This window comes from Brevundimonas sp. A19_0 (assembly GCF_017744255.1).
GTDB lineage: Bacteria > Pseudomonadota > Alphaproteobacteria > Caulobacterales > Caulobacteraceae > Brevundimonas.
Genome location: NZ_JAGHQP010000009.1, coordinates 63,369 through 86,220, shown reverse-complemented (window position 1 = coordinate 86,220; position 22,852 = coordinate 63,369). Strand labels below are relative to the sequence as shown.

Below are 22,852 nucleotides of genomic sequence, written 5' to 3'. Positions count from 1 at the left end.
GTGAACCCTGATCTTGGCGTGGAGGCGGGCGAGGCATACCTATGCGGCGCGCCCATCGGCGTCAAACGCCTGATCTTGCCTCCCGGGACCTCATGACTTCTGATTCCTCGCTACCCGACTCCGCCATCCGTATCCGGGGTCTGACCAAGACCTACGCCGGGTCAAAGAAAGCTCCGCCCAAGGAGGCACTGAAGGGCATCGATCTCGAGATTCCGCGCGGGGCCATGTTCGGCCTGCTGGGCCCCAACGGGGCGGGCAAGTCGACCCTGATCAACATTCTGGCCGGCGTGGTGAAGAAGACCTCGGGCGAGGTTTCGATATGGGGGCGCGATATCGACACCCAGCCCCGGGATGCCCGCGCCGCTCTGGGGGTGGTCCCGCAGGAAATCGTCGCCGACGTCTTCTTCACGCCGCGTGAGGCGCTGGAGGTCCAGGCCGGGTTCTATGGCGTGCCGGCCGACGAGCGCCGGTCCGACGCCCTCCTGGCGGCGCTGGGCCTGTCGGACAAGGCCCATGCCTATGTCCGGGCCCTGTCGGGCGGGATGAAGCGGCGACTGATGGTGGCCAAGGCACTGGTGCACGCCCCGCCCGTGCTGATCCTCGACGAGCCGACCGCCGGGGTCGACGTCGAACTGCGTCGCCAGCTCTGGGAGTATGTGCGGCGGCTGAACGCCGAGGGCGTGACCATCCTGCTGACCACCCACTATCTGGAGGAAGCGCAGGAGCTGTGCGACTCCATCGCCATCGTCAACCGGGGCCAGGTCGTGGCCTGCGAGCCCACGCCCCAGCTGCTGCGCCGGCTGGATACGCGCAATGTGGTGGTGACGCCCGAAACGCCGCTGGAGACGCCGCCGGTGCTCGACGGCTTCGATGTGACCGCCCGGTCAGGCGGCGGCTTTGCCGTCACCTACCGCAAGGGGCGCTCATCGGTGGAACAGGTGCTGGCCGCCGTGCGTGCGGCCGGGGTGACCATCGCCGACATCTCGACGGAAGATCCGGATCTGGAGGACGTCTTCCTGGCCCTGACCTACGGCGACGAAGCCCAGGGCGATCCCACGAGGGACTGAGGCGCCTCAGTAGGCCATCACCGTGCCCAGCAGGAACCGTGCGCCGGACTGGCCCAGTGTCTGGTCGGTCGCGGCCTGCAGCTCGCGCGCCAGCCGTTCGACGTCCGGCGGGGCATCCCCCCTCAGACTGCCGGCCACGCGGGTGATCACGCTGTTGTAGGCGGCGCGCAGACGGGGAGCGGACTGTCCGGCGCGCGTGTGCAGGGCCGCATCGGCCACATCCAGCCCGGTCTCGACCGTCAGCACGCCCCGACGCCCGCCCGAACGGGTGTAGTTGGCTGTCGAGGTGCCGATCTGGATATAGGTCTGGCGGGTTCCACCGCCGCCACCGCCGCCCGACATGGCTGTCTCCCGAAACTGTCGTCGGGCCAGTCCTGCCACACCGGGCTTAAGGGCCGGTTACGCTGCGCTTGCGACCCCGGCAGGGCGATCCGTGATCATCGGCCTCAGGTCCAGCTGATCGAACAGACGGGTGTCGGCGTCGGCGTCCGGGTTGGCGGTGGTCAGCAGGCGGTCGCCCACGAAGATCGAGTTGGCCCCGGCAAGGAAGCACAGGGCCTGCATCTCGGGGCTCATGGTCTCGCGGCCTGCGGACAGGCGCACCATGGACCGGGGACAGACAATCCGGGCCACGGCGACCGTGCGGACGAATTCGATCGGGTCGATCTCGCCCTCGCGCTTCACCCGCTCGCCCAGCGGCGTCCCGGTGACGGGCACGAGGGCATTGACCGGCAGGCTGTCCGGATGGGCAGGCAGGGTGGCCAGGGCGTGCAACAGGCCCGCGCGGTCCCGCCGCGCCTCACCCATGCCGACGATGCCGCCACAACAGGTGCTCATCCCCGCGTCCCGCACATGCTTCAGCGTCTCCAGCCGGTCCTGCCAGGTCCGGGTTGTGACGACGTCGGCGTAGTAGTCGGGCCCGGTGTCGAGGTTGTGGTTGTAATAGTCGAGGCCCGCTTCCTTGAGCTGGCGGGCCTGATCGGCGGTCAGCATGCCCAGTGTCGCGCAGGTCTCTAGCCCCAGTGCCTTCACGCCCGAAATCATGGCCGCCAGCTTCGGCGTGTCCCGGTCCTTCAGCTCGCGCCAGGCCGCGCCCATGCAGAACCGGTCGGCGCCTCCGGCCTTCGCCGCCATGGCCTCGGCCAGCACGGCCTGGGTATCCATCAGCTTTTCAGCCTTGAGGCCCGTGTCGAAGCTGGCCGACTGCGAGCAGTAGCCGCAGTTCTCGGCACAGCCGCCGGTCTTGATCGACAGCAGGCGGCTCAGCTGGATTTCCGACGGGTCGAAGGTCCGGCGGTGCACCTCGGCGGCCTGGAACACCACCTCCATGAACGGCTGTTCGAACAGGGCCTCGACCTCTTCAAGGGTCCAGTCGTGGCGGGGGGTGGCGAGGTCACGGGTCATGGGGCGCTTGATGCGACGACCCGCGCGGCGGGGCAAGAGGGGCGCGGGATATAAGGATATCCTTATATGATTGTTGCCCCGGCGGCCCTTGCGGTCTATAGCGGCCCCCTGTCCGTGACCGGCCGAAAGGCCCCTGCCGCGAAGGTACCCCATGACCGACTACATCGTTCGCGACATTTCGCTCGCGCCCTACGGCAACAAAGAGATTGCCATCGCCGAGACCGAAATGCCCGGCCTGATGGCGCTGCGCGAGGAATATGGCGCGGCCCAGCCGCTGAAGGGCGCCCGTATCGCCGGCAGCCTGCACATGACGATCCAGACCGCCGTGCTGATCCAGACGCTCGAAGCGCTGGGCGCCGAGGTCCGCTGGGCCTCGTGCAACATCTATTCGACCCAGGACCACGCCGCCGCTGCCATCGCGGCCAACGGCACGCCGGTGTTCGCCACCAAGGGCGAGACGCTGGAAGAGTACTGGGACTATGCCCACAAGATCTTCGAATGGGCCGATGGCGGCTATCCGAACCTGATCCTCGACGACGGCGGCGACGCCACCCTGCTGTGCGTGCTGGGCCCCAAGGCCGAGAAGGACGCCTCGATCCTCGACAATCCCGAGAACGAGGAAGAAGAGGCCCTCTATGCCGTGATGAAGCGGTATCTGAAGGAAAAGCCGGGCTTCTATTCGGCCATCCGTGACGCCATCGGCGGCGTCTCGGAGGAAACCACCACGGGCGTGCACCGCCTGTACCAGATGGCCGAGCGCGGCGAGCTGCCGTTCCCCGCCATCAACGTCAACGACAGCGTCACCAAGTCCAAGTTCGACAATCTGTACGGCTGCCGGGAGTCGCTGGTCGACGCCATCCGTCGCGGCACCGACGTCATGCTGTCGGGCAAGGTCGCGGTGGTCTGCGGCTATGGCGACGTGGGCAAGGGCTCAGCCGCTTCCCTGCGTCAGGGCGGCGCCCGCGTGATCGTGACCGAGATCGACCCGATCTGCGCCCTGCAGGCGGCGATGGAAGGCTATGAGGTCCAGACCCTCGACGACGTGGCCGACAAGGCCGACATCTTCGTCACCGCGACCGGCAACAAGGACGTCATCACCGTCGATCACATGCGGGCCATGCGCAACAACGCCATCGTCTGCAACATCGGCCACTTCGACTCCGAGATTCAGGTCGCGGGCCTGAAGAACATGAAGTGGGACGAGATCAAGCCGCAGGTCGACCACGTCGAATTCCCGGACGGCAAGAAGATCATCCTACTGTCGAAGGGGCGTCTGGTGAACCTGGGCAACGCCACGGGCCACCCCAGCTTCGTGATGTCGGCCTCCTTCACCAACCAGACGCTGGCCCAGATCGAACTGTGGACCAACAAGTCGAAGTACGAAAACCAGGTCTACGTCCTGCCCAAACATCTGGACGAGAAGGTCGCGGCCCTGCACCTCGACAAGCTGGGCGCCAAGCTGACGACCCTGTCCAAGGCCCAGGCCGACTACATCTCGGTGCCGACCGAAGGGCCGTTCAAACCCGACCACTACCGCTACTAGACCGAAGTCGGTTCAGCTGACCTTGAAACGGGGCCGGAGGCGTTTGCTTCCGGCCCCGCTTTTCATGCCCGTAGGGGCTCAGAAGGTCGCCACCACCGACAGCCACAGGCGGCGCGGCTCCTGGTTGTTGGCGTACTCCGGCGTATAGGCGACCGGGGTCCCGTAGGGCAGCAGACTGACGAAGTCGGTGTCGAACAGGTTATAGATCGTCGCATTGACCGTGACCCGGTCATTGACGGCGTATGACCCGCCGAGGTGGACGAGGCCGTATTCGGCATAGTCGCCCCAGGCGTCGCGCGCCGCCCCCAGTCCGCGGAAGCGTTCGCTGCGGTACTCACCGCGCAGGGTGGCCGAGAACCGGTCCGTTGCCTGCCAGCGCAGCCGGGCGTTGACCATGTGCTCGGGCGTGTTGGTCAGGGGCAGGCCCTCGGCCGCGCCGCTCTTTTGCTCGCTGTCGGTCCAGGTGTAGTTGCCCGACACACTCCAGTCCGGCGACAGGTCCCGCCGCGCCGACAGCTCCACCCCCCGGGTGACCGCCTCGTCGATGTTTACCCGCTGACCGAAGGTGGCAAAGTTCGGCCAGAAACCGACGTCGATGCAGCCGGTCGTCGGATAGCCGCCGGCGTCGTACTGGGCCTGGGTCAGGCCGAAGGTGCAGTTGGCCACGGGCGTACCACTGGCGATCTTGTCCTCGAACCGGTTATGGAACAGCGTCACACTGGCCCGGAAACCGCCCCCGTTGTCATAGAAGGCCGCGACCTCGGTCGAGGTCGAGGTCTCCGGCTTCAGACCCGGCGAGCCCAGCAGCGGCAGCCGCCCCTGCTGTCCGAAGCCGTTGATGCCCTCGGCCAGCTGTTCCAGCTGGGGCGTCTTGAAGCCCTGGCTGATGCCGCCCTTGAAAGTCCACGCCTCGCTTGCGTTCCACACCAGATAGGCGCGCGGGCTGAAGTGCGAACCGAATTTCGAATGGTCGTCGTGGCGCGCTCCGACGGTCAGGGCGAGGCCGTCGGCCAGGCGCCACTCATCCTCGAGAAAGACCGCCCACTGGGTGTGCTCAAAGGTCGTCGGCGCGACGCCGTCAACCATCTCGGCCTCCCAGTACTGACCGCCGACGGTGAAGGTGTGGTCTCGCCACTGCGAAAACAGCTTGGTGTCGAAGATGCGGTTCTCGCTCTCCAGGGTCCGCGGGTTGCCGGCGCCGGCGACGCCGTTGGGAATGATCCGTCCGATCGTCTCGGTGCGTCCGATCGACAGATTGCTCTGCAGCTCGCCAAACGGAAGGCGCCAGTCGTGGGCCAGGGCGACCTGGTCGCGGTTGAACTCCAGCGCGTCAGCATAGCCGCCGGCGGTGGTGTTGGTCCCCATCTGGCGGTTCGAATTGTCGTACCATTGGCGCGCCACATCGATGTCGATCCACAGGTCGTGATCGGCATGCGGCGTCCATGACAGCCGGGCCCCGGCCGTCCAGATCTCGTTCTCGGTCGAGCTGCGGCCGAATCCGCCGACCGGTGTGGGGACACCGTTGACGTCCTCATAGGTCAGGCTGGATTGCTGCCGCCCGGACCAGCTGCCGCGCACGGCCAGACCCAGCCGGTCGGTGACCAGCGGCCCGCTGGCATAGAAGTCGCCGCCGTAGAGGTCGCCGAAGGCGTCGTCGGATTGCAGGGTGTAGTTGGCCGAAACCGCGCCGCCCCAGACGTCGCCGACCTTGCGGGTAATGATGTTGACCACCCCGCCCATGGCGTCAGACCCGTACAGGGTCGACACCGGACCGCGCACCACCTCGATCCGCTCGATGGCTGACGCCGGCGGCAGGAAGCTGGTCGACGTCTCGCCGAAGCCGTTCGGCGTCACGCTGCCGGCGGTGTTCTGGCGCCGGCCGTCGATCAGCACCAGGGTGTAGTCCGAGCCCATGCCGCGGATATTGATGGTCTGGCCCCCCGTCTTGCCGACCGCCGTACCGGTATCGACGCCCTCGACCCCTGACAGGATTTCGGCGATCGAGCTGGCCCGCTGCTGCTGGATTTCCGCGCGCGAGATCAGGGTGATGCTGGCCGGCGCCTGACGCACCTGTTGCTCAAAGCCGGCGGCGGTGACCACCACCTCCTCCAGCACGGTCGGCTCTTCACCTCTCTCCGGTTCGACGCTTTGCGCCGCCGCTCCGCCCGCCATCATCAAGGGAAGGCAGGCGCTCGCCAGCCAGGCTCCGCGACGGGTGAGAGAAGAGATGACAGCCATGAGAACGCCCCTTGTTTGAGAGCGCTCGTCAAGCCGAAGTTGCGAACCATTTGCAAGCTAATTCTGCGAACGTGTCGCATTTTCAATTCAATCCGCCGCTGGCGCTGCGACCGGCGCGGGCCTAGAACTGGATCATGGGCAACATCGTCGACATCCTGATCCTCGGCGCCATCGCGGCGGTCGCCATCACCCTGGGCTTTGGTCTCAAGGCGCTGTTCACGCCGGGGGACGCGGCCCGCAGCCGCTCGAACCATCTCATGCGCCTCCGGGTCGCGCTTCAGGCCGTGGCCGTCGTGCTGCTGGTCGCTGCCATGTGGTGGAAATCCACGCACGGGGCCTAGGCCATGGTGGTGCTCAACAAAATCTACACCCGCACCGGCGACGAGGGTCAGACCCGTCTGGCCAATGGTGCGCCGGTGTCCAAGACCGATCTGCGGGTCGAGGCCTATGGCGCGGTCGACGAGCTGAACGCCGTCATCGGCCTGGCCCGCCTGAACTCCGGCCAGAACGACCGGATCGACGCCATGCTGGCCCGCATCCAGAACGAACTGTTCGATCTGGGCGCCGATCTGGCCACCCCGCTCGACCCACCCCCCGAATGGGAGGCCTTGCGCATCATCGACAGCCAGGTCGAACGGCTGGAACAGGAAATCGACTGGATGAACGAGAGCCAGAAGCCGCTGGACAGCTTCATCCTCCCGGGCGGGTCACCGCTTTCGACCCATCTGCATCTGGCCCGGACGGTCTGTCGTCGGGCCGAACGGTGCGCCGTGCGTCTCGCCGAGGCCGGGGTGGCGGTGACGCCGGCCGCGCTGCGCTATCTGAACCGGCTGTCCGATCACCTGTTCGTGGCCGGTCGCCGGGCCAATCACCACGGCGCCGACGACGTCAAATGGCGCCCGGGCGCCACGCGCTAGCGCCTATTTGCCCTGCAGGGCCCGGACGCGGGCCCGTTCCGCATCGGTCGCTTCCTGCCGCGCCCGCCTTTCGGCCGCCACCTGTCGCTCCAGCTGGACCAGCTCCTGTCCCTTGGCCTTGGACGCCTCGGCCCGCGATACGCCCGGCGGTCGGCCGGTGATGTCGGGAATATAGATGGGCGTGGCGCAGGTGCGGGTCTCGATATCGTACCAGTTGCCCCTGGCCTCGCAGCGTTCGCCCGGCGTCACCCAGAAGAAATGGAACACCAGAACGCCCGCGACGATTACCCCGAACACGCTGAAGAACAGGACGGTCAATCGCGGAAGGGTCAGAAAGCGACGCATGGGGGCCTCAAGGCTCGATTACAGGGCGCGCGGCGCCTTTGCCGCAGAAAGCTTGACCCCACGTTACATTGACAGTCCGGTTCGACCGTTCCATGTCCCTCGCCACATATTGCGGCGTTTCAATGGATAGACTCATGAAGGTTCTCGTCCCTGTCAAACGGGTGATCGACTATAACGTCAAGGCCAGGGTCAAGGCCGACCAGAGCGGTGTCGACCTGGCCAACGTCAAGATGAGCATGAACCCCTTTGACGAGATCGCCGTCGAGGAGGCCGTCCGCCTGAAGGAAGGCAAGGGGCATCACGCGGCCAACACGGCCGAGGAAATCGTCGCCGTTTCGGTTGGCGTGACCCAGGCCCAGGAAACGATCCGCAACGCCCTGGCCATCGGCGCCGACCGCGGCATCCTGGTGCAGTCCGACACGGATCTGGAGCCGCTGGCCGTGGCCAAGGTGCTCAAGGCCGTGGTCGATGAGGAAAAGCCCGATCTGGTGCTGATGGGCAAACAGGCCATCGACGGCGACAACAATGCGGTCGGCCAGATGCTGGCCGCCCTGCTCGACTGGCCCCAGGCCACCTTCGCCTCGAAGGTCGAGATCAAGGACGGCAAGGCCCAGGTCACGCGCGAAATCGACGGCGGCCTGCAGACGATCGAGGTCGCCCTGCCGGCGGTCATCACCGTCGACCTGCGCCTCAACACGCCGCGCTATGCCTCGCTGCCCAACATCATGAAGGCCAAGAAGAAGGAGATCGCCACCAAGGCGGTCGCCGACTACGGCACCGATACGGCGCCGCGCCTCAAGGTCATCAAGGTCACCGAGCCGCCCAAGCGCGAGGCGGGGGAAAAGGTGGCCGACGCCGCCGAACTGGTTGCCAAGCTCAAGTCCAAGGGAGTCATCTGATGGCCGTTCTCGTCATTGCGGACCACGACGGCGTGACCGTCCGGGACACCACCCACAAGACCGTGACCGCTGCCTCGAAGATCGGCGGCGACATCGATATCCTTGTCGTGGGCGAAGGCGCCAAGGGCGCGGCCGACGCCGCCGCGAAGATCAAGGGCGTGCGCAAGGTCCTGCTGGCCGAGAGCGCCGGTTTGGGCAAGGTGCTGGCCGAGGCCGTCGAGGCCACCGTCCTGCCGCTGGCTGGGGGCTATGACGCCATCCTCGCCCCGGCCACGACGGACGGCAAGAATTTCGCCCCGCGCATCGCCGCCAAGCTGGATGTCGCCCCGATCTCGGACATCATCGAGGTCGTCTCGCCTGACACCTTCGTGCGCCCGATCTATGCCGGCAATGCGCTGGAGACGGTCCAGTCTTCGGATGCCAAGAAGGTCATCACCGTCCGCCCGACCGGCTTCGATGCCGCGGAAGAAGGCGGCTCGGCCTCGGTCGAGTCCGTCACGGGCGGTGATGCTCCGAAGACGACCTTCGTCTCGGAAGAGATGGTCAAGTCGGATCGTCCGGAACTGGGTGCGGCGAAGATCGTCGTCTCCGGCGGCCGGGCCCTTGGCTCATCCGAGGAGTTCCACGCGGTCATGGATCCGCTGGCGGACAAGCTGGGCGCCGCCGTCGGCGCCTCGCGCGCCGCGGTGGATGCCGGCTATGCCCCGAACGACTATCAGGTCGGCCAGACCGGCAAGGTGGTCGCTCCCGAGCTCTACATCGCCATCGGCATTTCGGGCGCCATCCAGCACCTGGCCGGCATGAAGGACTCCAAGATCATCGTCGCGATCAACAAGGATCCCGATGCCCCGATCTTCCAGGTCGCCGACTATGGCCTGGTCGCCGACTACAAGACCGCCGTGCCCGAACTGATGACGGCGCTGGGCTGATCCGTTCTGCAGACTGAAGGCAGGGGGCGCGGCGTCACGGACCCGCGCCCCCTTTCTCGTTCACCCACAGGAGCGCCCGTGACCATCGAAAGCGAAGACCAACTGGAAAAGCTGCGTGCGGTCGGCGGGCTGGTTGCGCGAACCCTGGCCGCCATGGGCAAGGCGCTGGAGCCCGGCATGACCACGCGCGAGCTGGACGCCCTCGGGCGGGCGATGCTGGAGGCGGAAGGCGCCCGCTCCGCGCCCGAGCTGACCTACGGCTTTCCCGGCGCGACCTGCATCTCGGTCGGACCCGACTGCGCCCACGGCATCCCGGACGACACGCGGGTGAAGGCCGGCGACCTGATCAACATCGACGTCTCGGCGGAGCTGGACGGCTATTTCGGCGACACCGGGGCCAGTTTCGCGGTGCCGCCGACCCGGCCGCGCGTCGAACGCCTGTGCCGTGACGGCCGTCGCGCCATGTGGGCGGGCATCCGGGCGGTCAAACCCGGCGGGCGCCTCAATGCCATCGGTCGTGCCATCGAAACCTTCGCCGACCGGAATGGCTACAGCCTGGTCCGCAACCTCTCCAGCCATGGCGTCGGGCGGTCCCTGCACGACGATCCGGCCGAGATCGCGACCTGGTACGAGCCCGAGGACCGGCGCGTGATCCCCGAGGGCTTGGTCTTCACCATCGAGCCCTTCCTCTCGCTGGGCGCGGACTGGGTCGATGAACGTGACGATGGCTGGACGCTGTACCCGCCTCTGGAAGAGCCCACGGTCCAGTACGAGCACACCCTGGTGGCGACCCGGCGGGGGCCTGTGATCCTGACGCTGGCCTGATGGCCCGACTGTTCGTGAAGCTCACACCCGGGGCGGCGCAGGACCGGCTGGATGGCTGGGACAGCGATCCGGAGGGGCGGCCCGTGCTCAAGGTGCGGGTGCGCGCCCGCCCGGTCGAGGGCAAGGCCAATGAGGCGCTCGTCCGTCTGGTCGCCGATGCCCTGGGCGTGCCCCGTCGTGCCGTCTCTCTCGTGCAGGGTGACCGCAGCCGGATCAAGCGGCTGGAGGTCGACGGCCTCGACGACGACAAGGTCCGGGAGCGCCTTACAGCTTTGTAATGAATCGGGCTTTGACGCGGCCAGCGGAAGCCTCTTGTAATCGCGTCTTCGCTCGCCCTGCCCGGGGCGTGTGACGATCCGGTTGACTGGGGAGCTGACCACCATGTTCACATCACGTCTGCGGGGGTCCGCGTCCGGGCCGCTCGCCCTTGTTCTGGCGGCCACGCTTGGCCTGTCGGCCTGTGCCACGACCGATGAGGGGTCATCCTCCGGCAATGGCGAGGCCACGCCCGCGCGCGAGGCTCGGGCCCTGCCGACCGGTATGGATGCCGCGACCAATCCGGACCCCTATCCCTCGACCTATCGCGGCCTGCCGCGTGAGAACCTGGCCATCGTCGGCGCCACGGTGCTGACCGGTGACGGCCGCAAGATCGAGAACGGCGTGGTCATCCTGACCGACGGCAAGGTCTCCGCCGTGGGCGACGCCTCGACGGCCGTCCCGGGCGGGCACCGGGTGATCGATGCGCGCGGCCGCTATGTGACGCCCGGCATCATCGATGTGCACAGCCACCTCGGCGTCTATCCGTCCCCCGGTGTTCAGGGGATGAGCGACGGCAATGAGGCCACCAACCCCAACACCGCCGAGGTCTGGGCCGAGCATTCGGTCTGGCCGCAGGATCCGGGCTTCAACACCGCTCGCGCCGGCGGTGTGACCACCCTCCACATCCTGCCCGGTTCGGCCAATTTGTTCGGCGGTCGCGGCGTGACCCTGCGCAATGTGCCCTCGGTCACCATGCAGGGCATGAAGTTCCCCGACGCCCCCTATACGGTGAAGATGGCCTGCGGCGAGAACCCCAGCCGCGTCTATGGCGGTCGCGGCCGCTCGCCGGCCACCGGCATGGGCAATATGGCCGGCTATCGCGCCGCCTTCATCGCCGCCCGGGACTACAAGCAGAAGTGGGACAAGTGGCGCGAGACGGGCGAGGGCTCGCCGCCGACCCGCAACCTGCAGCATGAGACACTGGTGGGCGTGCTGGACGGCTCGATCCTGATCCAGAACCACTGCTATCGCGGGGACGAGATGGCCCTGATGATCGATATGTCGAAGGAGTTCGGCTATCGCATCACCACCTTCCACCACGCGACCGAGGCCTACAAGGTGGCGCCCCTGCTGGCCCGCGAGGGCATCTGCGCGGCCATGTGGACCGGCTGGTGGGGCTTCAAGATGGAGAGCCTCGACGCGATCGAGGAGAACGTCGCCCTGGTCGACGCGCCGGAAGGCTCCTGCGCCGTGGTCCACTCGGATGACGCCGAGCTGATCCAGCGCCTGAATCAGGAGGCCGCCGCAGCGCTCGCCGCCGGTCGCCGTGCCGGAATGGACATCAGCGAGGAGCACGCCATCAGCTGGATCACCCTGAACGCCGCGCGCGCCATCGGCATCGACGACCAGACCGGCTCCCTCACGCCCGGCAAGCGCGCCGATGTGGTGATCTGGAGCGCCGATCCCTTCTCGATCTATGCCCGCGCCGATCAGGTGTTCGTGGACGGGGGCCTGGCCTTTGATCGCTTCGACCCGGCCTATCAGCCGGTCTCCGACTTTGAACTGGGTCAGCCGGGCTATGGCCTGTCGGCCGCCGGTACCCGTCAGGGAGCACGCTGACATGACCCTTCGTCTTTCACCTCTGAAGTCGCTGGTCCTCGGCGCTGTGGCCGCCGTCGGTCTGGCCGCAGCGCCCGCCCTCGCCCAGGACACCGTCGCCGTCACCGGTGGTCGCGTGCTGACCGGCACATCGGTCATCGAGAACGGCACCGTGGTCATGCGCGGGGGCCGGATCATCTCGGTCGGCACGGGCGCGGCTCCGGCTGGTGTCCGCGTCATCGACGCCACGGGCCAGGTCGTGGCCCCCGGCTTCGTCGCGGTCGACTCGGGCCTCGGCGGATCCGAGGTCTCGTCGGTCGGCGGCACCAATGACCTCCGTAACGCCTCCAACACCCTGAGCGCCGCCTTTGACGTGTCCTACGGGCTCGATCCCTGGTCCATCGCCCTGCCGGTCGCGCGGCTGGGCGGGGTGACCCGCGCCATTGTCGTGCCGAACCACCCCGGCTCCTCCAGCGGCCACTATCACGAGGAAGACACCGCCGGCGCGGGCGAGGGCGGCTATCACTCGCCGGGCCTGTTCGCGGGTCAGGCGGCGGTCATCCATCTGGCGGCGGGGACCGACATTCTGGTCAAGCCGCGCGTGGCCATGGTCGCCCCGTTCGGTGAAGCCGGGGCCGGTGTGGCCGGTGGGTCGCGCGGCGGGGCCATGGTCCTGTTCCGCGAGACCCTGGCCGAGGTGCGCCTCTATGCCCGCAACAAGGCCGCCTATCAGCGCGATGACCTCAGGCCCCTGTTGCTGTCGCGCGCCGACCTCGAGGCCCTGATCCCGGTGGCCGAGGGGCGGATGCCGCTGATCATCACCGTGTCGCGCGCCGCCGACATCCTGCAGGTCCTGCGCCTCGCCGAGGAGGAGGGCCTCAAGGTCATCCTCGACGGCGCCGAGGAGGGCTGGCTGGTCGCCGACCAGATCGCCGCCGCCGGCGTGCCGGTGCTGCTCAACCCCATCACCAACCTGCCCGGCAATTTCGAGCGCCGGGCCGCGCGGATGCAGAATGCCGCGGCCCTCAATGCGGCCGGGGTGGTCATTGCCATCAAGGGCAATGAGGGCTCGATCCACCGGGCGCGCGAGACCCGCTACAATGCCGGCAACGCCGTCTCGCACGGCCTGCCCTATGAGGCGGCGATCGCGGCGATCACGGTCAATCCGGCGCGCATCTTCGGCATGGACGGCCAGTTCGGAGAGCTGCGCGCGGGCGCCGCCGCCGATGTGGTCATCTGGACCGGTGACCCGCTGGAGCCGCTGAGCCAGCCCGTGGCTATCTACATCGGTGGCGTCGAGCAGCCGCTGGAGAGCCGGCCGTATCTGCTGCGCGACCGCTATCTGGGCGGGGGCGAGGGGGCGCGTCCCCCCGCCTACTCCGCGCAGTAGGCGGCGTCAGGCGCCCGGCAGGAAGGGCGAGAAGGTGATGACGGTGAAGGTGTCGCGGATGTGGGGCCGGGTCTGGACCTCCTTCGTGACGAAGGTGCCGATGTCCATCTCCTTGGGCAGCTGGAACTTGGCCAGCAGGTCGTACTGGCCCGAGGTCGAATAGACCTCCGAGACCCGCTCGACGTTGTCGACGATGTCGGCGGCGACGTCGTTGGCGTGCCCCAGCTCGCATTTGATGAAGACGAAGATGGCGGTCATCATGGGCGGTCCCTCCGGTCGGTCGGAGGTCTGTAGCGGAAGCGGACGGACGGAGTAAGGGCCTGGACCTCGAAGCCGAATACAACAACCGCCGGCGGGTGCCCGACCACGCGGCCGTCATGGCCAAGTGGGCCGACCGGGCCGAGGCGGCGCGCGCCGATCACCCGCACCAGCGCATCGCCTATGGCCCCGGCCCCCGCGAGGTCATGGACCTGTTCACACCGGAGGGGCAGCCGGAGGCACCGGTCGCCGTCTTCCTGCACGGCGGCTACTGGCAGGCGCTGGACGGGGCGGCCTTCCACGGCATTGCGCCTGCGCTGCTGAGCCACGGCATCGCGGTCGCCCTCCCCACCTATGACCTTGCGCCGACCGTCAGCCTGGGCCGGATCCTGCGGCAGGTGCGGACGGCGACAGAGCTGATCCGCGACCGGACCGGCTACCGCCCGCTGGTGTTCGGCCATTCGGCGGGCGGACACATGGCGGCGGCCCTGCTGTCCGAGGGCCGGGCGGGCGCGGCCGTGGCGATCTCGGGCGTGTTCGACCTCCTGCCCCTGACCCGGACCAGCCTGAACGAGGCGCTCCAGCTCGACCCCCTGATGGCCACCGCCCTGTCGCCGATCCACTGGCCGGTGCCTGACGGATCCAGTCCCGGCGGCACGACGCTGGACTGCTGGGTCGGGGCCGACGAGAGCGCCGAGTTCCGGCGCCAGTCGCGGGCCATGGCCGGGCGCTGGGGGGCGGCGGGGGCCGACGCCTCGGTCCGGGAGCTGGCCGGGCTGAACCACTTCACCGTGCTGGACCCGCTGTTTGACCCCGGCAGCCCCGAGGTCGCCCGGCTGGTCCAGCTGGCCAGAGACGCAGCAGGCGAAACCAGCCGTGAAGCCGCCCCGGCTTGACGCGCGGCCCGGTTGGTCGCACCCCTCGGACTGACCCAGCCTCCGGAGCCTGCCTCATGTCCGCCTATCCCGCCGACCGCCTGACCGTCGTGGCCGCGCTGGAGGCGCAGGGCATCTGCCCGGTCTTCTACCACCCCGAGGTCGAGGCCTGCCTCGGCATCATCCGCGCCTCGGCCCGCGCCGGGGCCCGGGTGATCGAGTTCACCGACCGGGGCGACCACGCCGCCGACCTCTTCGCCGAACTGTCCAAGACGCTCGCCCGCACCGACCCCGAGGTGATCCTCGGCATCGGCTCGATCGTCGATCCGGGCACGGCGGCCCTCTATCTGTCGCGCGGCGCCCGCTTCGTGGTCAGCCCCTGCGGCGTCGAGGCCGTGGCCAGGCTGTGTAACCGCAAGCGGGTGGCCTATATGCCCGGCTGTGGCTCGGTCACCGAAATCAGCCAGGCCCACGAATGGGGCTGTGACGTCGTCAAACTGTTCCCCGGGGCCCAGGTCGGCGGCCCGGCCTTCGTCAAGGCGGTCATGGGCCCCATGCCCTGGACGAAGATCATGCCCACCGGCGGGGTCGAGCCCGAGGAGGCCTCGCTCAAGGCCTGGTTCGACGCCGGCATCATCGCCGCCGGCATGGGCTCGCGCCTGATCCCCGACAAACTGGTCGACGAAGCCGACTGGGACGCGCTGGAAGCCCACATCGGCCGGGCGGTGCAGATGGCCCGGTCGGTGCGCGGGTAAAAAAGACCGTCTGAAGGGTCTGAAGGGTCTGAATGGTCTGAATGGTCTCCTCCCTATCGAAGATGGGGAGGTGGCGCGGCGCGTCAGCGCCGTGACGGAGGGGCTCCTGAGGGCGAGTGCGCGGTGAAGAGCCCCTCCACCACTTCGTGGTCCCCCTCCCCGGCTTCGCCAGGGAGGAGACAAAAATTACCGTCTGAATCGTCTGAATCGTCTCGATTGGCCTCCATCCGGTGAGGGGAGCGGGTAACCGGACATCCTGCACCACCCCGGGACCAGGGCGGGCAGATCGGGGCGGGAACGGGTGGGGGTGTTGAAAGGACTGCGAAAACGGCGGACGGGTGTGTGGGGGAACGGCAGGAGGTTCATCACAGCGAACACAGCGAGGCCACGGCGGGCACAGCGGGGTGTGCCGATCTCGACTCGCCGTGTTCGCTGTGAAATCGCCGTGGCCGCTGTGATGAACCCGCTTCGCGGATGACGGGCGACACGGCTGACCTTTTGCGCGCGCCGACAGCCCCCATCTAGAGCCAAAAGGAGCCCCCCATGACCGCATCGCCCAAACCCCTGCAGATCGATTTTGTCTCGGACGTCGTCTGTCCCTGGTGTGTGGTGGGGCTGGGCGGGCTGGAGACGGCGCTGGGGGCGTTGGCGGCCGAGGGGATCACGGCCGAGATCCATTTCCAGCCGTTCGAGCTGAACCCCGACATGGCGCCCGAGGGGGAGGACATCACCGAACACATCGGCCGGAAATACGGCGCCACCCCCGAACAGTCGGCCAAGAACCGCGCCATGATCCGCGACCGGGCGGCCGAGGCTTGGTCCAATCTTGGGCCCGACGACGGCAAGGGCTTCGAGATGCGGATGGGCGAGACCAGCCGCATCTGGAACACCTTTGACGCCCACCGGCTGCTGCACTGGGCGGGCACGGTGGGGCCAGCCGAGCAAAGGGCGCTGAAAGAGGCCCTGTTCCGCGCCCACTTTACCGACAACCGCCCCCTGCCTGACGCCGAGGTGCTGGCCGATGCCGCAGAGGCGGCCGGTCTGGACCGGACGGAAGCCGCCCGCGTGCTGGCCGACGGCCGCTATGCCGCCGAGGTCCGCGAGGCCGAGGCCCTGTGGCGCTCGCGCGGCATCACCGGCGTGCCCGCCGTGGTGGTGGAGGGCAAATATCTGATCAGCGGCGGCCAGCCGGCGGCGGTGTTCGAAGAGGCGCTGCGGAAGATCGCGGGGGAGGGGACCTGAAGAGGTTCATCACAGCGAACACAGCGGAAGGCACAGAGGGCACAGCGGGGGCGGTCCATTTTTAGCGCGCCGTCTCGACTTCTGGGCACTCCTTGACGTAATCGAGATCGATGCCGGTTCACGCCCCCGTCTTCGATGAACGTACCATCAAAGCCGAACTTCTTACGAAGCTGTGGCGGGAAGGCTCCATCGACAAGACGACCGTGCTGACAAGCGAGTTTCGACTGCAAAACACCGGCGTTCGAGCGGACATCGCGATCCTTACCAACCACCTCACCGGTGTGGAGATTAAGTCCGGTAAGGATTCTCTCAAACGTCTCCGGCAGCAGATGGACGTCTACCGGGCCTATTTCGACCGGGTAGTGCTGGTCGTCGCCCCAAAGCATCTCGCTTCGCTTGCCGAGATCGACATCGTGGGAGTTGAGCTATGGAGTATTGATTCAACAAAACATTTTCGCATGTTGAAGCCTGGCTCGATTTGCGACAACGCAGCCGCGCGTTACGCGAAAATGCCGGAGCGTGATCGAAAGAGGTATGCGCACCTCTCGGAGAGAGACGCCTTCGACATGATATTCCGCGACAGATTCCATCAAACGAGCGACGCTTTCTGGAAGTCGATCGGTAGAGCTCGAAGAATCCCGAAGGACAGCCTAAAATATTTGAGCCGGTTCCGAGAGAAACGCGAGCTTCATATCGAATGGGAACATAATCAGGAGCGTCGTTGGGTCGAGTGGCATCGAAAGGCGTCTGACGCATTTTCTAACAATGCGAGTAGTGACAAGACATCCGACTAATCACTCCAATCCTCGTCAGTTTCGTGAAGGCGTGCAGGCTCGCCGTAAAATAGCTGTTGGTGCAAATGGATGTTTATACGCACTGCCGTCGACCGAGCAGGTGAAATAATCGCATCCAAGTCGCCTAGCGACGTCCGTTCGATCATTTGCGTGCCCCATAGGCGTAGTTCCGGATCCCAAACTTGGGTATCGTCGATCAAGGCTTCAGCTTGAGCTTGGTAGTCTGACATTCGGTCTCCACCGTTGTCAGCCCTATAAAACCGCCAGCGGCTAGCCTGTGCGTAATCAATTCTTGGAGCTGGTAGTCCGCCCCCGCCGCCTTGCCTTTCCGCACGCGCACTTCCTCGGTCGCTGTAGATCAACTGGGTGCCAGGCAAAGCCAGCCGCACGCCGTCGAACAATTGCCGCTCATAAATCTCTTGATGGTCAACGCCAGCAAATGAGTCCGGGAATGATGAGGCTGAAAACGAGACCACTGCCAAGGGGCAAAGAGCGAAAATCGTTTGAGCATATCCTGCGCAGATAATTTGCTGTTGAAGCAGCTCTATGCCTGCTTTTCCGAAGTCCAACAGAAAGCAAACGTTCTGCCCGCCATTAGTCTCTTCGCTCACGGTTCGTGCAATACCTTCGATTTGATTGAAGGCACGCTGTGGCACAGGTACGACTAATCCCCGATCAAGACCAAAAAGTCGTTCAACTTGGAGCCTGATTTCTGCGGGCTCGTTCACCTGTACGGCCGGCATTACGTGGCGAAACTGGGAAACGAACCGGCACCAATTTGCATATCCATCCGCCGATACCCGCAGAGCAGAGAGTTCGTCGTGAACCGGACGAGGTGTCGCGGGTGCGGGCTCTTCTTCTGCTAAATCAAGGAAGTATGGACGCTCTCCGTATGCGTCCTCAATCCTATCAAGAGCGCTGGAAAGGTGGTGGGCGCCCGCCCACGGGCGAAGCTTGAAGCATGGCAAGAGCAGGTCTTTGTCGCGCTCTGGTAGCTCTTGAAGCGCCTTCATTTCAGCGGGTCGAATGGACAATATCGGTATGTACGAAACGCCGCCTAGCTCACGATTGGCCATGCCATTCCCTACTTATGCCAAGCCAAGTCGGATTTTCATTGCTTGCTCAGAAACATTGAACGCCTGCGCTAGGTATTCAACTGGATTCTCCACCCTGAGCGCCGTTGATCTTCGGAGCCACTCATCAATTAAATCGGCGGGCATGATGAGATCGGCAGCCAGTCGATTTGCTTCCGCTTCTCGCCGATCGGATAGACGTGAACGATAAAGAATGTCGTCCTTTATGCCGTCGCCAATTTGATCGCGATGAATAAGAAAATGGGCCAGTTCGTGGGCCACTGTAAAACGCTGGCGCTTCGGAGAGTCGTGTCGATTTACGCGCACGAGAAAACCACCCTGCCGTTCTGGGTCCGGACGAATTTCGCCGGAGATTCCCGCAGGGAGTGTCGAGGACTGGACACGAACGCCCAATACCCGGGCCAAAGATGAAAGCCTTACCGGCGTTTCCGCCTGAATGCGTTGTATTGACGTCTTTGTCTCAGCGTCGAGAGAATGCCATTCGTGGCTGGTTATGGCCATGGATCGCTACCCCTAAGCGTCGTCATCATTGTCGAGCGCTCGATCGATGGCATTATCGGTTCGTCTTCCGGGTATCATTTGGTGTATTCGAGCCTCGATCATTTGATTTAGTCTGTTGTCGTCATACCTGTCTGTAAGGAAATCCATCACGAGGGTCTCTATATTGGTTCGAAGGGACCCTGAATCTAGCTCGTCTTTCACGTGCTTCACTGCTGATTCCTCACCAACACGCTGAGCCATACGCTTCATCTCAGTGTAGCCAGCGAGTGCCAGTATGGCGACGAACACTCCTAGTGCTGTCACTAGGACCGCGACTGCCGTCAGAAGGACGGCACTGTAAGCAGTAAAATCTTCAGGCCCGGGTTGCCGAGGCCCGGCAAAGCCAAGCCAGAGCACGGCAAGCGTGGAAACCACCCCAAAGATGAATTTCTTCACTGAGTGCCCCCCATGGCCGATCTGCCCCGAATAATAGCAGATTGGGCGATGTTCTTAAAGTGTTCTATTTTGCACTCTCACACCTTCACCTCCACCACCCCGCCACCCGCCCGGAATTTCGCGCTCATCTCGGCCATGCCCTTTTCGGCCTCGTCGGCCTTGGCGGCGTCGCGGATGTCCTGGCTGATCTTCATGCTGCAGAATTTCGGGCCGCACATGGAGCAGAAGTGGGCGGTCTTGTGGGCTTCCTTGGGCAGGGTCTCGTCGTGGTATTTGCGGGCGGTTTCGGGGTCGAGGCCGAGGTTGAACTGGTCTTCCCAGCGGAACTCGAACCTCGCGCGGCTGAGCGCATCATCATGCAGTCTCGCCGCGGGGTGGCCCTTGGCCAGATCGGCGGCGTGGGCGGCGATCTTGTAGGTGATGACGCCGTCCTTGACGTCCTGACGGTCGGGCAGGCCCAGGTGCTCCTTGGGCGTGACGTAACAGAGCATGGCCGTGCCGAACCAGCCGATCATGGCCGCCCCGATGGCGCTGGTGATGTGGTCATAGCCGGGGGCGATGTCGGTGGTCAGCGGCCCGAGCGTATAGAAGGGCGCCTCGTGGCAGTGCTTCAACTGCTCATCCATATTGGCCTTGATCTTGTGCATGGGCACGTGGCCGGGGCCCTCGATCATGACCTGACAGCCGTGGTCCCAGGCGATTTTGGTCAGCTCGCCGAGGGTGCGCAGCTCGGCGAACTGGGCCTCGTCATTGGCGTCGGCGATGGAGCCGGGGCGCAGGCCGTCGCCGAGGCTGAAGCTGACGTCATAGGCGCGCATGATCTCGCAGATCTCGGCGAAATTCTCGTACAGGAAGGACTCGCGGTGGTGGCTGAGGCACCACTTGGCCATGATCGAGCCGCCGCGCGAGACGATGCCGGTCACGCGGTTGGCGGTCATCGGCACGAAGGGCAGGCGGACGCCGGCGTGGATGGTGAAATAGTCCACGCCCTGTTCGGCCTGTTCGATCAGGGTGTCGCGATAGACCTCCCACGTCAGGTCCTCGGCGATGCCATTCACCTTCTCCAGCGCCTGATAGATGGGCACGGTGCCGATCGGGACGCTGGAGTTGCGGATGATCCAGTCGCGGATGTTGTGGATGTTGCGGCCGGTCGACAGGTCCATGACGTTGTCGGCGCCCCAACGGGTGGCCCAGACCAGTTTGTCGACCTCGTCATCGACGCTGGACAGGACGGCGCTGTTGCCGATGTTGGCGTTGATCTTCACCAGGAAGTTGCGGCCGATGATCATCGGCTCGACCTCGGGGTGGTTGATGTTGTGCGGGATGATGGCCCGGCCGCGGGCGATCTCCTGACGCACGAACTCGGGCGTGACGAAGTCGGGGATCGAGGCGCCGAAGTCCTCGCCGTCCCTGGGTGGCGAGTGGCGAGTGGCGAGTGGCGAGGAGGGTACTGGCAGGGTGGAGCCGTCGGCGAGGGTGATGGTCTGGCCCTCTTCACTCGCCACTCGCCACTCGTCTCTCGCCACTTCTCTCCGCAGGTTCTCGCGGATGGCGACATATTCCATCTCGGGCGTGATGATGCCGGCGCGGGCATATTCCAGCTGGGTCACCGGGCGGCCGGGCACGCCCTTGAAGACCTTGTGGTTCGAGGTGTCGAAGCGCGGGGCGAGGTGCCGGCCCGAGGCATGGCCGTTGTCTTCCGGCTTGACCTCGCGCGGGTTGGCCACGGGGGCGATGTCGCCACGGTCCAGCTGCCAGCTGGATTTGACGGGGGGCAGGCCCTTCCTGATGTCGATGGTGACGGTCGGGTCGGTATAGGGGCCCGAGGAGTCATAGAGGGTCACCGGCGGCTCATTGGCGCTCGGGTGCACCGCGACCTCACGGAAGGGGACGCGGATGTCGGGGTAGAGCTCGCCCGCCACATAGACCTTGCGGCTGCCCGCCCGCTCGCCGGTCGGGATGGTGCCCGTCTCCTTCATCACGGCTTCCCGCGCATCCTTGAGAGGGAGGCTATCGCTCGCGACGCGGTCGCTCGCTGCTTGAGCCTCGGGAGTCTCGGACTTGTCGGCGGGGACGTGGATGTTCATGGCAGCCTCTGCGTGTGAGGGCGCCAGCGAACGGAGCGAGGGTCCTGTCGCGTGGACCTGTGTCTCATCCCTTCGCCGGCATGACCCGGATCAGGTTCGACGGGTCAGGACGCGGTCCTATCTCAGCCGCCTTGCGCGGCCCCCCGGAGAACCCGCGCACGATAGGCCGATCTCAGGGCTCGGACCAGCCCCGGATGCGAAATGGCGTGTCGGGGCCCGGGCGGGCGGGCAGGACGAGGCTGAGCCGCTCGCGGCCGTGGCCGGGGGCATAGTCGAGCGTGGCCGATGCCACGTCCGGGGCCGTGCCCCCCTCGACCGCGACCGAGGCGGCGGTGGCGTCGCCGCGATTGCTGACCTCGACCTCCGCCACCCACTGATCGCCCATGGGCCGGGCCTCGACCATGCGGACCTCCAGCGACGGGGGCGAGGGGCGCGAATGGGCATCGCGCAGCACCAGACCGACCGCTGCCAGCGTCAGCGCCAGCCCAAGCGCGCCCATGATCCACTCCAGCACCGGGCGGCCGGTGTCTGACTTCGGGCCCTTGCCCTTGGTCGCCATCAGACCAGCAGCCTTGCAGCGGCGGCTCCCAGAGAAGCGGGGAAGCCGAGGACCACGACCATGGAGACGATCTCCGACAGGGCCTGACCCTCGGTGCGGCCGAAGATCCACAGCATGAAGAGGCTGACCAGCAGCACCAGGCCGTAGCCCGCGAGGGTGAAGTGGAAGAAGGCGGTGACCGGCTGACCGGCCTCTTCCTGACCGGCGAATCCGACCTGGAAGACGATCACATGCATGAGGGTCAGCGACAGAAGCAGGAGGGCTACGGCGTGCCACGGCGTGGTCTGGACCGCGATGAGCAGGATTTCCTCGGTCGGGGCGACATTGAGGGCGAGGAACAGGGCGCCGGCCACCATCAGGAAGAGCTCGCCCGGATAGGAGGCCTGGTCCTCATCCTGTTCGCCGGAGTCGTCGCGGCCGCTGAGTTGCCGCCGGGCCAGCAGCGCGCCGATGGCGCCGGGTATGGCCTGCAGCAGGACCTGGCCGAGCGTCTGGTCGAGGGTGGCGTCCGCATTCAGGACATTGAGCAGAAGCAGCAGGATGCCGGCCGTGAGGAAGCCGACCGCCAGCGCCACAAGGGTGTCGAGCAGGTCGGGCAGCCAGCCCCGGTGGCGGCTGAACCCGGCATAGTGGGCAAGGCCGTAAAGCAGCGGCAGGGCCGTCACCACGAACAGGGCCAGCCGGGTGCGATCCAGATGCAGGCCGAAGCGCCACATCTCCATGGTCATCAGCAGGGGCACGGTGAACAGCAGGGCGCCGCCGAAGGCCCGCGCCAGATCGCGCCCGTAGGCGGCCTCCTGTGACCGGTCGATGCGGAACGCCTGGATCATGGCCCCGG

Annotated in this window: 25 protein-coding genes and 1 riboswitch; of the genes, 14 read left to right on the top strand and 11 right to left on the bottom strand. The window is 66.2% G+C overall.

Translation table 11 applies throughout. The features are described 5' to 3' along the window. Positions 1-92 precede the first annotated feature (92 nt). Positions 93-1,067 (top strand): ABC transporter ATP-binding protein, encoded by a 975-nt coding sequence (locus J7346_RS09870; RefSeq protein ID WP_209119748.1) that lies wholly within the window; start codon positions 93-95, stop codon positions 1,065-1,067. 6 nt (positions 1,068-1,073) lie between these two features. Here the strand turns inward: J7346_RS09870 and J7346_RS09865 are convergent, their stop codons facing one another. After that, a complete protein-coding gene (locus J7346_RS09865; RefSeq protein ID WP_209119747.1) occupies positions 1,074-1,409 on the bottom strand; it encodes a Tat pathway signal protein in 336 nt (111 codons plus the stop codon). A 57-nt stretch (positions 1,410-1,466) separates the two neighbouring features. After that, positions 1,467-2,471 carry a biotin synthase BioB gene (gene bioB / locus J7346_RS09860; RefSeq protein WP_209119746.1) on the bottom strand — a complete coding sequence of 335 codons (1,005 nt, stop codon included), beginning with the start codon at positions 2,469-2,471 and terminating at the stop codon, positions 1,467-1,469. A gap of 151 nt (positions 2,472-2,622) precedes the next feature. On the opposite strand from bioB, the gene ahcY reads away from it, so the two are divergent. Then, positions 2,623-4,014, top strand: a complete 1,392-nt coding sequence (gene ahcY / locus J7346_RS09855) for an adenosylhomocysteinase (RefSeq protein ID WP_209119745.1) — start codon at positions 2,623-2,625, stop codon at positions 4,012-4,014. A 78-nt stretch (positions 4,015-4,092) separates the two neighbouring features. Here ahcY and J7346_RS09850 read toward each other — a convergent pair whose 3' ends face one another. Next, a complete protein-coding gene (locus J7346_RS09850; RefSeq protein WP_209119744.1) occupies positions 4,093-6,252 on the bottom strand; it encodes a TonB-dependent receptor in 2,160 nt (719 codons plus the stop codon). A 134-nt stretch (positions 6,253-6,386) separates the two neighbouring features. Between J7346_RS09850 and J7346_RS09845 the strand changes: the two genes are divergently transcribed. Then, on the top strand, positions 6,387-6,593 hold the full coding sequence (locus J7346_RS09845; protein ID WP_209119743.1) for a twin transmembrane helix small protein: 207 nt from the start codon (positions 6,387-6,389) through the stop codon (positions 6,591-6,593). Positions 6,594-6,596: 3 nt separating this feature from the next. Further along, on the top strand, positions 6,597-7,169 hold the full coding sequence (locus J7346_RS09840) for a cob(I)yrinic acid a,c-diamide adenosyltransferase (protein ID WP_209119742.1): 573 nt from the start codon (positions 6,597-6,599) through the stop codon (positions 7,167-7,169). A gap of 3 nt (positions 7,170-7,172) precedes the next feature. On the opposite strand, the gene J7346_RS09835 is transcribed toward J7346_RS09840, so the two are convergent. Next, entirely contained in the window at positions 7,173-7,514 is a 342-nt protein-coding gene (locus J7346_RS09835) for a hypothetical protein (RefSeq protein ID WP_209119741.1), read from the bottom strand. Between the two features lie 134 nt (positions 7,515-7,648). Between J7346_RS09835 and J7346_RS09830 the strand changes: the two genes are divergently transcribed. The 6 genes from J7346_RS09830 (at position 7,649) to J7346_RS09805 (ending at position 13,414) form a co-directional block, all read left to right on the top strand. After that, positions 7,649-8,413, top strand: a complete 765-nt coding sequence (locus J7346_RS09830; protein WP_209119740.1) for an electron transfer flavoprotein subunit beta/FixA family protein — start codon at positions 7,649-7,651, stop codon at positions 8,411-8,413. Further along, the gene (locus J7346_RS09825) at positions 8,413-9,342 is read left to right on the top strand and encodes an electron transfer flavoprotein subunit alpha/FixB family protein (RefSeq protein WP_209119739.1); all 930 of its coding nucleotides are present in this window, start codon (positions 8,413-8,415) and stop codon (positions 9,340-9,342) included. Before J7346_RS09830 ends, J7346_RS09825 begins: the two co-directional genes overlap by 1 nt. A 78-nt stretch (positions 9,343-9,420) precedes the next feature. Then, a complete protein-coding gene (gene map, locus J7346_RS09820) occupies positions 9,421-10,167 on the top strand; it encodes a type I methionyl aminopeptidase (protein WP_209119738.1) in 747 nt (248 codons plus the stop codon). Beyond that, positions 10,167-10,445, top strand: a complete 279-nt coding sequence (locus J7346_RS09815) for a DUF167 domain-containing protein (RefSeq protein WP_209119737.1) — start codon at positions 10,167-10,169, stop codon at positions 10,443-10,445. The genes map and J7346_RS09815 overlap by 1 nt, the downstream gene beginning before the upstream one ends. 103 nt (positions 10,446-10,548) lie before the next feature. Continuing rightward, complete coding sequence (locus J7346_RS09810; protein WP_209119736.1) at positions 10,549-12,045, top strand: amidohydrolase; 1,497 nt, start codon at positions 10,549-10,551, stop codon at positions 12,043-12,045. Between the two features lies 1 nt (position 12,046). Next, positions 12,047-13,414 carry an amidohydrolase family protein gene (locus J7346_RS09805; protein ID WP_209119735.1) on the top strand — a complete coding sequence of 456 codons (1,368 nt, stop codon included), beginning with the start codon at positions 12,047-12,049 and terminating at the stop codon, positions 13,412-13,414. A 6-nt stretch (positions 13,415-13,420) separates the two neighbouring features. Here J7346_RS09805 and J7346_RS09800 read toward each other — a convergent pair whose 3' ends face one another. Next, the gene (locus tag J7346_RS09800) at positions 13,421-13,675 is read right to left on the bottom strand and encodes an Lrp/AsnC family transcriptional regulator (protein ID WP_209119734.1); all 255 of its coding nucleotides are present in this window, start codon (positions 13,673-13,675) and stop codon (positions 13,421-13,423) included. Positions 13,676-13,791: 116 nt separating this feature from the next. On the opposite strand from J7346_RS09800, the gene J7346_RS09795 reads away from it, so the two are divergent. The 4 genes from J7346_RS09795 to J7346_RS09780 all read left to right on the top strand — a co-directional run bounded on the left by J7346_RS09795 (position 13,792) and on the right by J7346_RS09780 (position 17,338). Further along, positions 13,792-14,568 carry an alpha/beta hydrolase gene (locus J7346_RS09795; RefSeq protein WP_209119733.1) on the top strand — a complete coding sequence of 259 codons (777 nt, stop codon included), beginning with the start codon at positions 13,792-13,794 and terminating at the stop codon, positions 14,566-14,568. Positions 14,569-14,624: 56 nt separating this feature from the next. Then, positions 14,625-15,302 carry a bifunctional 4-hydroxy-2-oxoglutarate aldolase/2-dehydro-3-deoxy-phosphogluconate aldolase gene (locus J7346_RS09790; protein ID WP_209119732.1) on the top strand — a complete coding sequence of 226 codons (678 nt, stop codon included), beginning with the start codon at positions 14,625-14,627 and terminating at the stop codon, positions 15,300-15,302. Positions 15,303-15,845: 543 nt separating this feature from the next. After that, on the top strand, positions 15,846-16,544 hold the full coding sequence (locus J7346_RS09785; protein WP_209119731.1) for a DsbA family oxidoreductase: 699 nt from the start codon (positions 15,846-15,848) through the stop codon (positions 16,542-16,544). Positions 16,545-16,654: 110 nt separating this feature from the next. Further along, positions 16,655-17,338, top strand: a complete 684-nt coding sequence (locus J7346_RS09780; RefSeq protein WP_209119730.1) for a sce7726 family protein — start codon at positions 16,655-16,657, stop codon at positions 17,336-17,338. On the opposite strand, the gene J7346_RS09775 is transcribed toward J7346_RS09780, so the two are convergent. From J7346_RS09775 to J7346_RS09750, 6 genes are all read right to left on the bottom strand, one after another. After that, entirely contained in the window at positions 17,335-18,414 is a 1,080-nt protein-coding gene (locus tag J7346_RS09775) for a beta family protein (RefSeq protein WP_209119729.1), read from the bottom strand. The two genes, J7346_RS09780 and J7346_RS09775, sit on opposite strands and share 4 nt — an antisense overlap. Positions 18,415-18,426: 12 nt before the next feature. Further along, entirely contained in the window at positions 18,427-18,933 is a 507-nt protein-coding gene (locus tag J7346_RS09770) for an ImmA/IrrE family metallo-endopeptidase (RefSeq protein ID WP_209119728.1), read from the bottom strand. Between the two features lie 12 nt (positions 18,934-18,945). Beyond that, positions 18,946-19,368, bottom strand: a complete 423-nt coding sequence (locus J7346_RS09765; RefSeq protein WP_209119727.1) for a hypothetical protein — start codon at positions 19,366-19,368, stop codon at positions 18,946-18,948. 77 nt (positions 19,369-19,445) lie between these two features. After that, positions 19,446-21,347 (bottom strand): phosphomethylpyrimidine synthase ThiC, encoded by a 1,902-nt coding sequence (gene thiC / locus J7346_RS09760; protein ID WP_209119770.1) that lies wholly within the window; start codon positions 21,345-21,347, stop codon positions 19,446-19,448. Between the two features lie 157 nt (positions 21,348-21,504). Further along, positions 21,505-21,611, bottom strand: a riboswitch (TPP riboswitch). A gap of 16 nt (positions 21,612-21,627) precedes the next feature. Further along, positions 21,628-22,014, bottom strand: a complete 387-nt coding sequence (locus tag J7346_RS09755) for a hypothetical protein (RefSeq protein ID WP_209119726.1) — start codon at positions 22,012-22,014, stop codon at positions 21,628-21,630. Beyond that, positions 22,014-22,844 carry a TIGR02587 family membrane protein gene (locus J7346_RS09750; protein ID WP_209119725.1) on the bottom strand — a complete coding sequence of 277 codons (831 nt, stop codon included), beginning with the start codon at positions 22,842-22,844 and terminating at the stop codon, positions 22,014-22,016. Before J7346_RS09750 ends, J7346_RS09755 begins: the two co-directional genes overlap by 1 nt. Positions 22,845-22,852 lie beyond the last annotated feature (8 nt).